The following is a 14230-nucleotide window of genomic DNA, read 5'->3' on the forward strand; positions in this document are numbered from 1 at the left end:
GGTGTCCCGGTGAATGTGCTGGACGTCCTGCTGCTGCTCGCCGCCGTGTGGTTCGCGGTCGTGGGCTACCGCCAAGGTTTCGTGGTCGGCATCCTCTCGGTGATCGGCTTCCTCGGCGGCGGTCTCATCGCCGTCTATCTGCTGCCGGTGATCTGGGACCAGCTCACCGACCGCTCTCCTCCGGGCACCGCGGCCGTGGTCGTGGCCGTCATCATCGTGATCGTCTGCGCCTCCGTCGGCCAGGCCTTCACCACGCACCTCGGCAACAAGCTGCGCCGGCACATCACCTGGTCCCCGGCGCGCGCTCTGGACGCGACGGGCGGCGCGCTGGTCAACGTCGTCGCCATGCTGCTGGTCGCCTGGCTGATCGGCTCGGCGCTGGCCGGGATAGCCCTCCCGCCCGTGGGCAAGGAGGTGCGCAACTCCAAGGTGCTGCTCGGCGTCGAGCAGGTCATTCCGGACGCGGCCGACAGCTGGTTCTCGGAGTTCGGGTCCGTCCTGGCGCAGAACGGCTTCCCGCAGGTCTTCAGCCCGTTCTCCAATGAACCCATCACCTCCGTGGAGCCGCCCGACCCGAAGCTGGCGAACAGCCCGGTCGTCGCCCGCGCGCAGCGCAGCATCGTCAAGGTGCTGGGCACCGCGGACAGTTGCAGCAAGGTCCTGGAGGGCACCGGCTTTGTCTTCGCGCCGAACCGCGTCATGACGAACGCCCATGTCGTCGGCGGTGTGGACGAGCCGACCGTGCAGATCGGCGGCGAGGGCCGGCTGTACGACGCCACGGTCGTGCTCTACGACTGGGAGCGCGACATAGCCGTGCTCAACGTCCCCGGACTGGAGGCGCCCGCACTGGAGTTCGCCGAGCAGGACGCCGAACGCGGGGACGACGCGATCGTCGCCGGCTTCCCGGAGAACGGCGGCTTCGACGTACGGGCGGCGCGCGTCCGCAGCCGCATACAGGCGGACGGCCCGGACATATACCACCGGGGCACCGTGAGCCGCGACGTCTACTCCCTCTTCACACTGGTCCGCCAGGGCAACTCCGGCGGTCCGCTGCTGACCGCCGACGGCCGGGTCTCCGGCGTCATCTTCGCCAAGTCCCTCGACGACGAGGACACCGGCTACGCGCTCACGGTCGACGAGGTGCGCGAGGACATCCGGCGCGGACGCACGGCCGAGCAGACCGTGGACAGTCAGGGCTGCGCCCTGTAGCGACAGGGCCCGGGGCGCCCTTGGCCGGCCGCGCAGGCCGGACGGGCCGCACGGGCCGCACGCATGAGGGCCGCCCCGGTCCTGTGGGGCCGGGGCGGCGTCGGATGCGTACGGACGGTGGTGCTGCGCTGTGCTGCGCCGCCCGGCACCGGGCCGCCGCGGGACGCGGTTGTCCCGGGGATCCGGCGGCCGGCCGGCCGGTCGTGGTCAGCGGTCGGTGATCAGTCGCGCGGATGGCGCAGACGCGCCGACACCCAGCGGGCGCGGCGGCGGAGAATGTGCGGGATACCGAGACCCGGGGGCTCCACATCGAAGGCCACGGACGGGTTTTGGGCCCGTTTCCCGGAGGACCCGGGGGAGACCACCCCCTGAGGGGTGTTCCGCACGATGGCGGCGCGGTGATCACGAGATACGTCACGGTAGTCGTGCGTCCAACCCATACCGGGGGCCTTCCCGGGAGCGGTGGTCGGTAACCGCCCGGGAGTGGGCCATTTGGCCTATGCGCCGGGCAATTGGCCATCCCGGCCCCTTCGCGCGCTGAACCACCGGTCACGGGCCGTCGGACGCCGCCCCCGGACCGTCCCCCGGCACCCGCCGCCCGGACCGCCGGCGGCGTCGGGCCTACCGGTCCGGTTCCGGGTCCTTGAGCCAGCTGATCAGCTCATGGGAGAAGGCCGCCGGATCCTCCTCGTGCGGGAAGTGCCCGAGACCGTCGAACAGCCGCCAGCGGTACGGCGCTTCGACATACTCGCCGGAACCGGCCGCGCTCCGGGTCCGCATCACCGGGTCGAGCGACCCGTGCAGATGCAGCGTCGGGACCCGCACGGGGCGCTTCATCCGGCGGTTGAACTGGATGCCGTCGGGGCGGGCCATCGAACGCACCAGCCACCGGTACGGCTCGATCGAGCAATGCGCCGTCGAGGGGATGGACATGGCCCGGCGGTAGGTCTCCACCGTCTCGTCCTCCGGCAGCCGCGGGCCCGACCACTCGCGGATCAGCCGGCCCACCAGGGCGGCGTCGTCGGCGAGCAGGTGCCGCTCCGGCAGCCAGGGGCGCTGGAAACCCCAGACATACGAACCGGCCCGGGTCTGCCGGACGTCCGTGAGCATCGCCGAGCGCCAGCGGCGCGGATGCGGCATGGAGGTGACCGCGAGCCGGCGCACCAGCTTGGGGCGCATCACCGCCGCGGTCCAGGCCAGGTAGCCACCGAGGCCGTGGCCGACGAGGGCGGCGTCCGGCTCGCCGAGGGAGCGGATCACCCCGGTGACGTCGAGGGCGAGGTTGGCCGGATCGTAGCCCCGCGGGGTGCGGTCGCTGCCGCCCACGCCGCGCAGGTCCATGGCGACGGCCCGGAAGCCCGCGCCGGCGAGGGCGGTCAGCTGGTGCCGCCAGGCCCACCAGAACTCCGGGAAGCCGTGGAGCAGCAGGACCAGCGGCCCGTCACCGGCCTCGGCGATGTGGAAGCGGGCGCCGTTGGCGGCGACGTCCCGGTGGGTCCAGGGACCGTCGATCCTGACGGCCGTGGCGGAGGTTTCGGGCGAGGTCATGCGGAGAGCGTGCCACACTCCCGCTACGGGGCGGGTTCGGCCGGAACGGTCGCCCGGGGACGCGGGTGCGGTTTGGCGTTGCCGAGCACGGCCGCCGTCTCCCGGGCGGAGGCCATGCTCTTCTCCGGCTTCTTCACCTTCTTGAACTTGGCGACGGCGAAGACGCCCAGGAGCGCGGCCAGCAGCAGATAGGCGCTGCCCACGATGAGGAAGGACCAGGCCAGGCCGAGCCCGAGGTTGTGGATGCCGTAGGCCGCGGCGAAGCTCAGTACGGGCAGGGAGAAGAGGGCCAGCACCCCGGCGGTGGTGACGGCGAAGCCGCCGATGCCCGCGCGCTTCGCGTCCTGCCGCAGCTCCGCCTTGGCCAGGGCGATCTCGTCATGCACGAGTGCGGACAGCTCGGTGGTCGCCGTGGCCATCAGCTGTCCGAGGCTGCGGTCGCCGTCCTGTTCGACTGGACTCATCGCTTCATCCCTCAATTCCGGTCTGCTGGCACTCCCTGGCGGGATCTACCGGTCGGTTGCCCCAGATCATGCCGGATCACCGCCGGTCGCGCGTTCCGTAGCGGCGACTTCCGCCAGCCTCCGGTGTTCGGCGGCTTTTTTTTCGTGGATCGCCGCCATGCGGAGGTGGTACGCGGGGTCGTTCCTCTCGTAGACATCCGGGATGCCGGACTCGTCCTCGTCGAGGTTCTCCTCCTCGTACAGCCGCCGGTACTTGTTGTTGCGCAGTTTGAGGAGGACGCCCGCGGCGACCGCGGAGATCAGGGAGCCGATGAGGACCGCGGCCTTCACCTCGTCCGCGAGCGCGGGATCCTCGGTGAAGGCCAGCTCGCCGATGAGCAGGGAGACGGTGAAGCCGATGCCCGCGAGGGAGGAGACCGCGAAGATGTCGGCCCAGGCCAGCTCGTCGTTGAGCTCGGCCCGGGTGAAGCGGACGGCCAGCCAGGAACCGCCGAAGATGCCGACGACCTTGCCGAGGAAGAGCCCGAGGACCACGCCGAGCGGCTCGGGTGTGGTGAAGACGTCGCCGAGGGCCCCGCCGGACACGGAGACACCAGCCGCGAAGAGAGCGAACAGCGGCACGGCGACGCCGGCCGAGAGCGGGCGGACCAGATGCTCGATGTGCTCGGCGGGCGAGTGGCTCTCGTCGTCGCGGACGGTGCAGCGCAGCAGCAGGCCCATCGCGACACCGGCGACCGTGGCGTGCACGCCGCTGGCGTGCATCAGCGCCCAGATCACCACGGCCAGCGGGACGTAGACGTACCAGCCGCGGACACCCTTGCGGTGCAGGAACCAGAAGAGGGCCAGCCCGGCCAGCGAGAGCCCCAGGGCGGGGAGGCTGATGTCGGTGGTGAAGAAGAGGGCGATGATGAGGATCGCGCCGAGGTCGTCGACGACCGCCAGGGTCAGCAGGAACGCCCGCATCGAGGCGGGCAGCGAGGTACCGAGCACCGCGAGGACGGCGAGGGCGAAGGCGATGTCGGTGGCCGTGGGCACCGCCCAGCCGTCGAGGCTGCCGCCCATGCCGGAGGTGGTGGCGATGTAGACGAGAGCGGGAACGATCATGCCGCACAGCGCCGCGACGACGGGCAGGGCCGCCGCTCTCGGGTCCCGCAGCTCGCCGGCGACCAGTTCTCGCTTGAGCTCGATACCGGCCACGAAGAAGAAGATCGTGAGGAGGCCGTCCTTGGCCCAGTCGCCGATCGAGAGGTCCAGATGGAGAGAGGCCGGGCCGAGGGTGAAGTCCCGGACGCTCTGGTAGAAGTCGCTCAGCGGCGTGTTCGCCATGACCAGGGCGACGATCGCGGCCGCGAGCAGCAGCACACCGCCGACCGTCTCGGTTCGCAGCGCGTCGGCGACGAAATTGCGCTCCGGTAGAGACATGCGGCCGAGGAACTTGGGGCGCTGGGGCGTTGCCACGGGAAAGGAACCCTCCGGTCGGTGACGTGGAGACCAGCCGAAGCCGCGCTGTGTGGGCATGGCTCGGTGGTTGCCGACCAGACTTCCCGGCGCACCATGATGACTATCGAATGACTGCTGTGTTCTTCACCCTACCCGGGAGAGCCGGGAGGAACCGTCGTGGCCGACGGCTCCTCCCGGCTCCTGGCCGGTCAGGACCGGTAAGGACTGGTGCCCGGGGGCGGTCAGTCCTCGCTGGAGGCGGCGCCGGGCAGCCTGCTCTGGATGAGGTCCATCACCGAGGAGTCGGTGAGGGTCGTGACGTCACCCAGGGCCCGGTTCTCGGCCACGTCACGCAGCAGCCGCCGCATGATCTTGCCGGAGCGGGTCTTGGGCAGCTCCGCGACGGGCAGGATGCGCTTGGGCTTGGCGATCGGACCGAGGTGCTTCGCGACGTGGGCGCGGAGCTCCTCGACCAGTCCCTCCTCCTCGCTGTCCACATTGCCGCGCACGATGACGAAGGCGACGATGGCCTGCGTCGTCTGCGGGTCCGTGGCACCGACGACGGCGGCCTCGGCGACCTTGGGGTGCGAGACGAGCGCCGACTCCACCTCGGTGGTCGAGATGTTGTGGCCGGAGACCAGCATGACGTCGTCGACCCGGCCGAGCAGCCAGATGTCGCCGTCGTCGTCCTTCTTGGCGCCGTCGCCCGCGAAGTAACGATTCTCGAAGCGGGACCAGTAGGTGTCGAGGTAGCGCTGGTCGTCACCCCAGATCGTGCGGAGCATCGAGGGCCACGGCTCGGTCAGGACGAGGTAGCCGCCACCGCCGTTCGGGACCTCCTTGGCCTCGTCGTCGACGACGGTCGCGGAGATGCCCGGCAGCGGGATCTGGGCCGAGCCAGGCTTGGTGGCCGTGACACCCGGGAGCGGGCTGATCATGATGGCGCCGGTCTCGGTCTGCCACCAGGTGTCCACGACCGGGGTGCGGTCGCCGCCGATGTTCTTGCGGTACCAGATCCAGGCCTCGGGGTTGATGGGTTCACCCACGGAGCCGAGGATGCGCAGCGACGACAGGTCGAACTTGGCCGGGATGTCGTCACCCCACTTCATGCAGGCACGGATCGCGGTCGGCGCGGTGTAGAGGATCGTGACGCCGTACTTCTGGACGATCTCCCACCAGCGGCCCTGGTGCGGGGTGTCCGGGGTGCCCTCGTAGAGGACCTCGGTCGCGCCGTTGGCCAGCGGGCCGTAGACGATGTAGGAGTGGCCCGTCACCCAGCCGACGTCGGCGGTGCACCAGTAGACGTCCGTCTCCGGCTTGAGGTCGAAGACGGCCCGGTGGGTGTAGGCGACCTGGGTGAGGTAGCCGCCGGTGGTGTGCAGGATGCCCTTCGGCTTACCCGTCGTACCCGAGGTGTAGAGGATGAACAGCGGGTGCTCGGCGTCGAAGGCCTCGGGGGTGTGCTGGTCGGACTGGCGGTCCACCAGCTCGTGCCACCACACGTCGCGGCCGTCGGTCCAGGCGGTGTCCTCACCGGTGCGCCGGACGACGAGGACGTTGCGGACGTTCTCCGTGCCGGGGCGGGTCAGGGCCTCGTCGACCGCCGGCTTGAGGGCGGAGGGCTTGCCGCGCCGGTAACCGCCGTCCGAGGTGATGACGATCCGGGCGTCGGCGTCCTCGATCCGGGTCGCCAGCGCGTCGGCGGAGAAGCCGCCGAAGACCAGGGAGTGCGGGGCGCCGATGCGGGCGCAGGCCAGCATCGCGAACACCGCCTCGGGGATCATCGGCAGGTAGATCGCGACCCGGTCGCCCGCCTGGACGCCCAGCTCGGTCAGGGCGTTGGCGGCCTTGGAGACCTCGCGCTGCAGCTCGGCGTAGGTGATGGCGCGGGTGTCGCCGGGCTCGCCCTCGAAGTGAATGGCGACGCGGTCGCCGTTGCCGGCCTCCACGTGCCGGTCCACGCAGTTGTAGGCAACGTTGATCTTGCCGTCGGCGAACCACTTCGCGAACGGCGGGTTGCTCCAGTCGAGGGTCTGGGTCGGCTCGGTCGCCCAGGTCAGCTGACGGGCCTGCTCGGCCCAGAAGCCCAGCCGGTCGGCCTTGGCTTGTTCATATGCCTCGGCGGTGACATTGGCGGCCGCTGCCAAGTCGGCCGGCGGTTCGAACCGCCGCTCTTCTTTCAGCAGGTTGGCCAGGCTTTCATTGCTCACGACTACTCCCATTCCATGGGTGTCCGCTGTGGTCCCGGCGTTAGCACATCAGGCCAATACCGGACCTGACAAGAGCTTGCTACAAGAGGTCTAAACCTGCAGAGGTGGAGATTCCGCCGACTCTCCGGCCCCGGTGGACCAGACCTCCGGCTGCACCGGTGCGAAGCTTTTGCCCTGGTTGCTGAGCAAGTACGCCTGTGCTTCGGCCACATGGAAGTACATTCCGTGCAGGGTGAGGGTGCCCTCGGTCACCCGCCGGGCCACCGAGGGGTGGGCCGACAGATGCTCCAGCTGCTGGATCACATTTGTGATACAGAGCCGCTCAACTGAGTCGCCGACGGGTCTGCCGGAGATCGCCGGCTCCTGCTCCCCGGTGTGCAGGCGTTCCAGGCTGGGGACACCGTGGCGCAGCCAGCGGCCCAGCGGGGTACCGAGGGCCCCCGGCGGGGACTCCAGCAGGGCCTGCATGGCACCGCATCCGGAGTGGCCGCAGACAGTGATACTGCTCACTTCCAGGATCTCGACCGCGTACTCGATGGCCGCCGCCACGGAGTCGTCGGCGGAGTCCGCGCCCGGGGGCGGCACGAAATTGCCGACGTTGCGGACGGTGAAGAGGTCGCCCGGCCCACTGGACGTGATCATGCTCGTGACGAGCCGGGAGTCGGCGCAGGCCAGGAAAAGCTGGGACGGCCGCTGGCCCTCTCGCGCCAGCCGCGCCAGTTCCTCGCGGACCAGGGGCGCGGTGTTCCGCTGGAAGGCCCGGAGCCCGCCCGTGAGCTGGGCGCTGCCGGCCGTCGGCCGCCGTTCCCCGCGCGGCACCGGCTCGCGGACCCCGCCCTGCACGCACTGGTGGTTGCGCCAAGGGGTCCATGGTCTGCAGCCGTGCCCGGAGGAGGGCTCGCAGATGTCCTGCCCCGCCCGGCCCGTCACGGCAACCCGTCCGCCCCGCGCGACATGTGTCTCGCGCCAGTGCTGCAGGGTCTCGTAGGCGGCGTGGTCCATGAAGGAGCCGTCCAGTTCGACGAGCGCGGTGGCTCCGCGCGGCACCTGGCCCAGGGCGCGGCTCAGCCGGGGGACCGCCAGGAACGTCAACTGACCGTGCGCCCGGACCCGGTGGACACCTTGGGACTCGGCCACGGAGATGCGGGTCCGGGCGAGCCGGTGCAGGGAGACGGCCAGGGCTGCGGCGACACCCAGCAGGACCCCCTCCAGTACGCCGACCAGCACCACACCCGTGGTCGTCGCCGCGTACACGGGGAACTCGCGGTGCCGGTGGACGTTGCGGATGTGGGCGTAGCTCACCATTTGCACGCCCACCATGGCCACGAGTGCGCCGAGCGCGGCCAGCGGGATCTGTTCCAGGGCCGAGGCCAGCAGCCCTGCGGCCAGCAGCACCCAGATCCCGTGCAGCACGGTGGACCAGCGGCCGCAGGCGCCGGCGCGTACGTTGGCCGAACCCCGCATCGCGCCACCGGACACCGGCAGCCCGCCCAGCAGTCCGGAGACGGCGTTCGCCGCTCCCTGCCCGCGCAGCTCGCGGTCCAGGTCGGTCTGGGGCGGTACGGCGGCCGCCGGGCGGTCGCGGGCCAGCCGGTCGACGGCGACCGCGGAGAGCAGCGACTCCAGGGCGCCGACGAGCGCGACGGTGACGACCGCGGCGAGCAGGCCCAGCAGGGGGCCGTCCGGTGCCTCCGGCAGGATGTGGGCCCGCCAGGAGGGCAGATCGACGCGCTCCAGCTCCGGCGCTGCCGCCACGGTCACGAGGGTGGCGACGGCGACGGAGGCCAGCGCCGCGGGCAGGCGGCGGAGCAGCCTCCCCGCGCGGCCCGGCAGCCGCGGCCAGCCGATGAGAACGGCCACGGTGAGAACACCGACGGCGAGCGCGGCGGGCGGAGCCCCGGCCAGTTCGCCGGGGAGGGCGCGGAGATTGCCGAAGACCGTGCTGTGCGGCTCGCTGCCGAAGACCACGTGCAGCTGGCCGAGGGCGATGGTGACGCCGATGCCGGCAAGGGTGCCGTGCACGATGGCGGGGCTGACGGCGAGCACCGCACGGGCCACCCGGAGCCGCCCCAGGGCGAGTTGCAGCAGACCGGCGAGGACGGTGATGCCGCAGGTGGCCGGCCAGCCGTAGACCTGGATCAACTCGGCGGTGACGACGGTGAGTCCGGTGGAGGCTCCGGTGACCTGCAACGAGGAACCGCCGAGCAGCCCACCGAGAATGCCGCCGACGGCGGTGGCGATCAGGCCCGCCTGCAGGGGTGCCCCGATGGCCACGGCGAGGCCGAGGGACATCGGAACGGCGATCAGGAAGACGGTCACGGAGGCGGCGAGATCGCCGGCCCGGGGCGGGGTGCAGGGGGTCACGGGGGCGGCCTCCTGGGCTCTGCCGATGCGCGGTATGCCAACTCTTGGTAAATGAACCGTAATGCAGAGTAAAGAACTCCTCGGGCCATACCGAACAAATCGTCCGTTGATTGACTCAATGGAGTGAATATGTATGTTTATCGGCTTGTCGGACTGAACCGTTTCTCCTCCCATGCGACTTTGGGCCGCGCTGTGTCGGCAGCGCACGAGGCGGAGGAAAGAAGGTGGGCCGATGGCCACCCCGCGGAGAATGACCACAGGGACCGTCGCCACAGTTCTGGCGCTCGCGGTCACCGGCTGTTCCGCCACCGGGGAGCGGGAATCGGACGACGCCCGGCAAGGGTCCGCGGAGCACGGAGCGGTCTCGGGCCCGGTCAGGCTGATCGGTGACGGATCGACGGCCTTCACGGGCCGCCAGCCGAACCAGCCGTCCCCGAGGCGGCTGGAAGCCGGCCGACGCCCGCCCCAATTCGTGGTCTTCTCCTGGGACGGGGCCGGTGAGGACGGCCAGAAGCTCTTCTCCCACTTCCGCCGGATCGGCCGGGAGTACGACGCGAAGATGACCTACTTCCTGAGCGGCGTCTACGTCCTTCCGCATGCGCGGCGCGAGGTCTACAAGCCGCCGCGGCACGCTCCCGGCTCGTCGGACATCGGCTTCAACGACATCGGGGGGATCAGGGCCACCCTGGAACAGATCCGCGGGGCCTGGCAGGAGGGCAACGAGATCGGCACGCACTTCAACGGGCACTTCTGCGGCCCGAACGGCGGCGTCGGAACCTGGACCACGGACGAGTGGCGCAGCGAGATCGAGCAGGCCGAGGCGCTCGTCAAGAGCTGGAAGACGCACGCCGGGCTCGACGGCGCGCCGCCGCTGCCCTTCGACTACGACCGGGAACTCGTCGGCGGCCGCGCCCCCTGCCTGGAGGGACAGCGGAGCCTGCTGCCGGCGGCGAAGGCCAAGGGCTTCCGCTACGACGCCAGTTCACCCGGCGGCCTGCAGGTCTGGCCGTCGAAGAAGGGCGGTCTCTGGGACTTCCCGCTCCAGCAGATCCCCATGCCGGGACGCGGTTTCGAAACCCTCTCGATGGACTACAACTTCCTGGCCAATCAGTCCGGCACGGTCCGTGGCGACCCGTCACAGCACGCCGCCTGGAGCCGCCAGATGCGCGACGGGCTCCTGCAGGGGTTCCAGCGCGCCTACGACGGGAACCGGGCGCCCTTCTTCATCGGCAATCACTTCGAAGCCTGGAACGGCGGCGCCTATATGCGCGCCGTTGAGGAGGCCATCAAGCGGATCTGCCCGAAGAAGGACGTGCACTGCGTGACGTTCAGACAGCTGGCGGACTGGCTGGACGTCCAGGATCCCGGGGTGCTGGCGAAGCTCCGCACCCTGGGGGTCGGGCAGCGGCCGCGGCAGGGCTGGACGGCCTTTCTCGGCGGCCCGCCCGCCGGGTCCGGCCGGCCCGCGGAGCCCCGTGGCCCCGCGGAACCGGCCGGACCGGCGCGGCCGGCCGGTGGTCCGCCCCCGGTCAGACGGGCTGCGGAGTGACCGTCTGCTCGTCCAGGACGAATCCGGGATCCACCTGGGCGGCCAGATCGGTGCCCGTCCGCGCGTTGCCCCAGCTCTCCGCGTTCCGCAGGTGGAAATGGACCATCTGGCGGGTGTAACGCCGCCAGTCGCGCTGCTCGTACGAGCTGTCCGCGGCCTCGTGCAGCATCCGCAGGGCCTCCCGGTTGGCCTCCTCCAGCGAACCGAAGCGGGGCGGCCGGCCCTTCTCCATGGCGCGGACCCAGCCCGAGTGTCCGAAGGCGGTCAGCAGGTCGTCCCCCGTCTCCTCCCGGAGGAAGGCCAGGTCCTCGGGGCCCTGCACCTTGTTGCCGACCACGCGCAGCGCGACGCCGAAGTCGCGGGCGTACTCCTTGTACTGGCGGTAGACGGCCACGCCCTTGCGGGTCGGCTCGGCGACCAGGAACGTCATGTCGAAACGGGTGAACATTCCCGAGGCGAAGGAGTCGGAGCCGGCCGTCATGTCGACGACCACGTACTCCTGCCGGCCGTCCACCAGGTGGTTGAGGCAGAGTTCGACCGCCCCGGTCTTCGAGTGGTAGCAGGCCACGCCCAGGTCGGCGTCGGTGAACGGGCCGGTGGCCATCAGCCGGACCTCACCGTCGTCGAGCCCGACCCGGCGGGCGCAGGCGGCGAAGACGGGGTTGTCCTCGGACAGCCGCAGCAGTCGTGAGCCCGTGCCCGGCGGGGTCGTCTTGATCATGGTCTCGGCCGAGCCGATGCGCGGATTGGTGCCCCGCAGCCAGTCCTTGATCAGCGGCAGCCGGCTCCCCATGGCCGGCAGCGCGGCGGCCTCCTCGTCATCGAGGCCGAGGGCGGCTCCGAGGTGCTGGTTGATGTCGGCGTCCACGGCGAGCACCGGGATCCGGGCGGCGGCCAGCCGGCGGATGAAGAGGGAGGACAGCGTCGTCTTGCCGCTGCCGCCCTTCCCAACGAAAGCGATCTTCATGTTCATCGAGCGTAGTCGGTCGCGCACAGTGGGTGAGGGGTGTCAGTGAACAAGACCACTCCAACGGGAGCGCATCGGGAGTGCCGGCCTCCGAGTGCGTAGGGTCGTTCCCATGCGTACGAATGCCGATCCGCTCGCCGCTCTCGGCGCCCTCCCGGGCGTGGCCGACTCCGTGGACTCCGTACGGAAGGCCGTGGACCGGGTCTACGGCCACCGGGTGATGCGCCGCCGGAGTGCCGAGATCACCTCCGAGGCCGCGCTGCGCGGCGCGCGCGGCTCCGCGGCCCTGGCCGGTGCCGACTGGGCGCTGGAGGAGGTCCGCAGGCGCACGGACTTCAGCGCCCCGGGTGAGCCCCGGGTGGTGGGCGCGGCGCTGCGGCTGACCGCGGAGGCGGGGCAGTTGCTGGGCGTGTGGCGGCAGTCGCCGCTGCGCGTGCTGGCCCGGCTCCATCTCGTCGCCGCCTCCGGCATGGCACCGGAGGATTCGGTGGGCCGGCCGCGGCTGGCGGGCGAGGCGGTCGACGAACCGCTGGTGACGCTGCCGCTGCCGGAGGCGGACGAGGTGGCGGGGCGGCTGGAAGGGCTCGCCGGGCTGCTGCTGGCCGGGGGCGGCGCGCCGGCGCTGGTGACGGCGGCGGTCGTGCACGGCGAGCTGCTCGCCCTGCGTCCGTTCGGCTCGTACAACGGGCTGGTGGCGCGGACGGCGGAGCGGATCGTGCTCATCGGCAGCGGCCTGGACCCCAAGGCGGTGTGCCCGTCCGAGGTCGGGTACGCGGAGCTGGGATCCGAGGCGTACGCCGAGGCGCTCGCCGGATACGCCTCCGGTACGCCCGAGGGGGTGGGGGCCTGGATCGCCCACTGCGGACGGGCGGTCGAACTGGGGGCCCGGGAGAGCACCGCGGTCTGCGAGGCTCTTCAGCGGGGCGCGGCCTGACCTGGCGCGGCCCGACCCGGGCTGCGGTGTGACCGGGGAACCGGTGCCCGGGCGATCCGGAAGACGATCCGGAATCCGCGGGGGAGGCTTTCCGGTAATGCCGGAAGGGGAGCGGAAATTGTCCCGCAGCCCCGGGCCGGACATTAATGCGGCGGTACCTCGCGGTACCGCCGCCGGCACGTCCGCCGGGTTACCAGTGCGTGCACGTGATACGCATCAGAACGGACCCTTGAGCCCGTGACCTGGTGCGACTGGCCCGTAATCGACGGGTCGGCGTCGCGTGGGTGCCCGGCTTCCGTGCTGCGGTCCGTGGGGCCGTGGACAATTGCGGAAGACCTCTTGGAAAGGTCCCCCCCGGTCTCGCGGGCCGGTAATTCCTTTGTACTCCTCCGGTCCGGCAAGTGGAAGCCCGGTCCGGGATTCTTTACTCCGTTCTCACGCCGGCCGGCAGGCCGCACGGCGCCGGCCCGCGTACCAGACGAGTGCGGCGGCCGCTGCCGCCGCCGTCACCGCGGCCCCGGCGACGACCAGGGGGCGGCTCGGAGACGTCCAGGCCGGCCCCCAGGCGGGGAGGGAGAGTGACGGCGCGCGCTGCTTCAGCCGGACGGGCCGGTCGAAGGAGAGAACGGGCCATCCCCGGGCGACGGCCTCGCGGCGCAGCCCTCGGTCGGGGTTGACGGCGTGTGGATGACCGACCGCCTCCAGCATGGGTATGTCGGTGATGGAATCGCTGTAGGCGTAGCAGCGCGTCAGGTCGTACCCCTCGCTCTGCGCGAGCCGGGCGATGGCCTCGGCCTTCGCGGGCCCGTAGGCGTAGTACTCCACCTCGCCGGTGTAGCAGCCGTCCTTGACGACCATCCGGGTGGCGACCGCCCGGTCCGCGCCGAGGAGCCGGCTGATCGGCTCGACCACCTCGGCACCGGAGGTGCTGACGATCACGACGTCGTGGCCGGCGGTGTGGTGCCGTTCGATCAGCGAGGCCGCCTCGTCGTAGATGATCGGGTCGATCAGGTCGTGCAGCGTCTCGGCGACGATCTCCCGCACCTGCTGGACGTTCCAGCCGCGGCAGAGCGCGGAGAGGTACTCCCGCATCCGCTCCGTCTGGTCGTGGTCGGCGCCGCCGAGGAGATAGACGAACTGGGCATAAGCGGTGCGCAGGACGGCCCTGCGGTTGATGAGGCCGCCCTGGTAGAAGGACTTGCTGAAGGCCAGTGCGCTCGACTTGGCAATCACGGTCTTGTCGAGGTCGAAGAAGGCGGCTGTGCGCGGCAAGGAGCGGTTTTCCACGGCTTGAGCATAAGGCCCTCCATTCGGCGTAAGCTGAGGCGTGTGGGTTTGCCTGAGAAGGCCCTCGGGTACACCATGGAAGTCACGGATCGTTCGCGACCGTGCTAACCCGGTCCGACTCCTCCCCCCCCGAGTCGGCCGTGGGGACGACCCCCGCTCTCCCCCCCGGCGGGGGTCGTCGCATGTCCGGACGCGTTTTGCCGTCCGCCCGCCCCTTGCGCGGCGCCCTGTCCGGCCCTTCGCCCGACCGCTTCCCGT

Annotated in this window: 11 protein-coding genes; 3 read left to right on the top strand and 8 right to left on the bottom strand. The window is 71.0% G+C overall.

Going from position 1 to position 14230, the window contains the following annotated elements; all coding sequences use genetic code 11:
- Window positions 1-9 precede the first annotated feature (9 nt).
- The gene (locus IF83_RS0110630) at window positions 10-1209 is read left to right on the top strand and encodes a MarP family serine protease (protein ID WP_030543845.1); all 1200 of its coding nucleotides are present in this window, start codon (window positions 10-12) and stop codon (window positions 1207-1209) included.
- 221 nt (window positions 1210-1430) lie between these two features.
- Here the strand turns inward: IF83_RS0110630 and IF83_RS35630 are convergent, their stop codons facing one another.
- The 6 genes from IF83_RS35630 to IF83_RS0110655 form a co-directional block, all read right to left on the bottom strand.
- Window positions 1431-1649: a hypothetical protein gene (locus IF83_RS35630; protein ID WP_078843343.1), complete on the bottom strand. Its 219-nt coding sequence runs from the start codon at window positions 1647-1649 to the stop codon at window positions 1431-1433.
- 181 nt (window positions 1650-1830) lie between these two features.
- Window positions 1831-2757 (bottom strand): alpha/beta fold hydrolase, encoded by a 927-nt coding sequence (locus IF83_RS0110635; protein WP_030543846.1) that lies wholly within the window; start codon window positions 2755-2757, stop codon window positions 1831-1833.
- Window positions 2758-2780: 23 nt separating this feature from the next.
- Window positions 2781-3221 carry a phage holin family protein gene (locus tag IF83_RS0110640; protein WP_030543847.1) on the bottom strand — a complete coding sequence of 147 codons (441 nt, stop codon included), beginning with the start codon at window positions 3219-3221 and terminating at the stop codon, window positions 2781-2783.
- Window positions 3222-3287: 66 nt separating this feature from the next.
- Window positions 3288-4643 (bottom strand): Na+/H+ antiporter NhaA, encoded by a 1356-nt coding sequence (nhaA, locus tag IF83_RS0110645; RefSeq protein WP_244176987.1) that lies wholly within the window; start codon window positions 4641-4643, stop codon window positions 3288-3290.
- A gap of 260 nt (window positions 4644-4903) precedes the next feature.
- Window positions 4904-6871, bottom strand: a complete 1968-nt coding sequence (gene acs, locus IF83_RS0110650; RefSeq protein WP_030543849.1) for an acetate--CoA ligase — start codon at window positions 6869-6871, stop codon at window positions 4904-4906.
- A gap of 90 nt (window positions 6872-6961) precedes the next feature.
- A complete protein-coding gene (locus IF83_RS0110655; RefSeq protein WP_394297315.1) occupies window positions 6962-9262 on the bottom strand; it encodes a SulP family inorganic anion transporter in 2301 nt (766 codons plus the stop codon).
- A 223-nt stretch (window positions 9263-9485) separates the two neighbouring features.
- Between IF83_RS0110655 and IF83_RS0110660 the strand changes: the two genes are divergently transcribed.
- On the top strand, window positions 9486-10784 hold the full coding sequence (locus tag IF83_RS0110660) for a polysaccharide deacetylase family protein (RefSeq protein WP_244176965.1): 1299 nt from the start codon (window positions 9486-9488) through the stop codon (window positions 10782-10784).
- Here IF83_RS0110660 and IF83_RS0110665 read toward each other — a convergent pair.
- Complete coding sequence (locus tag IF83_RS0110665) at window positions 10765-11751, bottom strand: ATP-binding protein (RefSeq protein WP_030543852.1); 987 nt, start codon at window positions 11749-11751, stop codon at window positions 10765-10767. The two genes, IF83_RS0110660 and IF83_RS0110665, sit on opposite strands and share 20 nt — an antisense overlap.
- 112 nt (window positions 11752-11863) lie before the next feature.
- Here IF83_RS0110665 and IF83_RS0110670 point away from each other — a divergent pair, with 112 nt between their 5' ends.
- Window positions 11864-12685 carry a Fic family protein gene (locus IF83_RS0110670; RefSeq protein ID WP_030543853.1) on the top strand — a complete coding sequence of 274 codons (822 nt, stop codon included), beginning with the start codon at window positions 11864-11866 and terminating at the stop codon, window positions 12683-12685.
- Between the two features lie 435 nt (window positions 12686-13120).
- Here the strand turns inward: IF83_RS0110670 and IF83_RS0110675 are convergent, their stop codons facing one another.
- Window positions 13121-13972: an HAD family hydrolase gene (locus IF83_RS0110675; protein WP_030543854.1), complete on the bottom strand. Its 852-nt coding sequence runs from the start codon at window positions 13970-13972 to the stop codon at window positions 13121-13123.
- Window positions 13973-14230 lie beyond the last annotated feature (258 nt).

The organism is Streptomyces albus subsp. albus (genome assembly GCF_000719865.1).
Lineage (GTDB): Bacteria > Actinomycetota > Actinomycetes > Streptomycetales > Streptomycetaceae > Streptomyces > Streptomyces albus_E.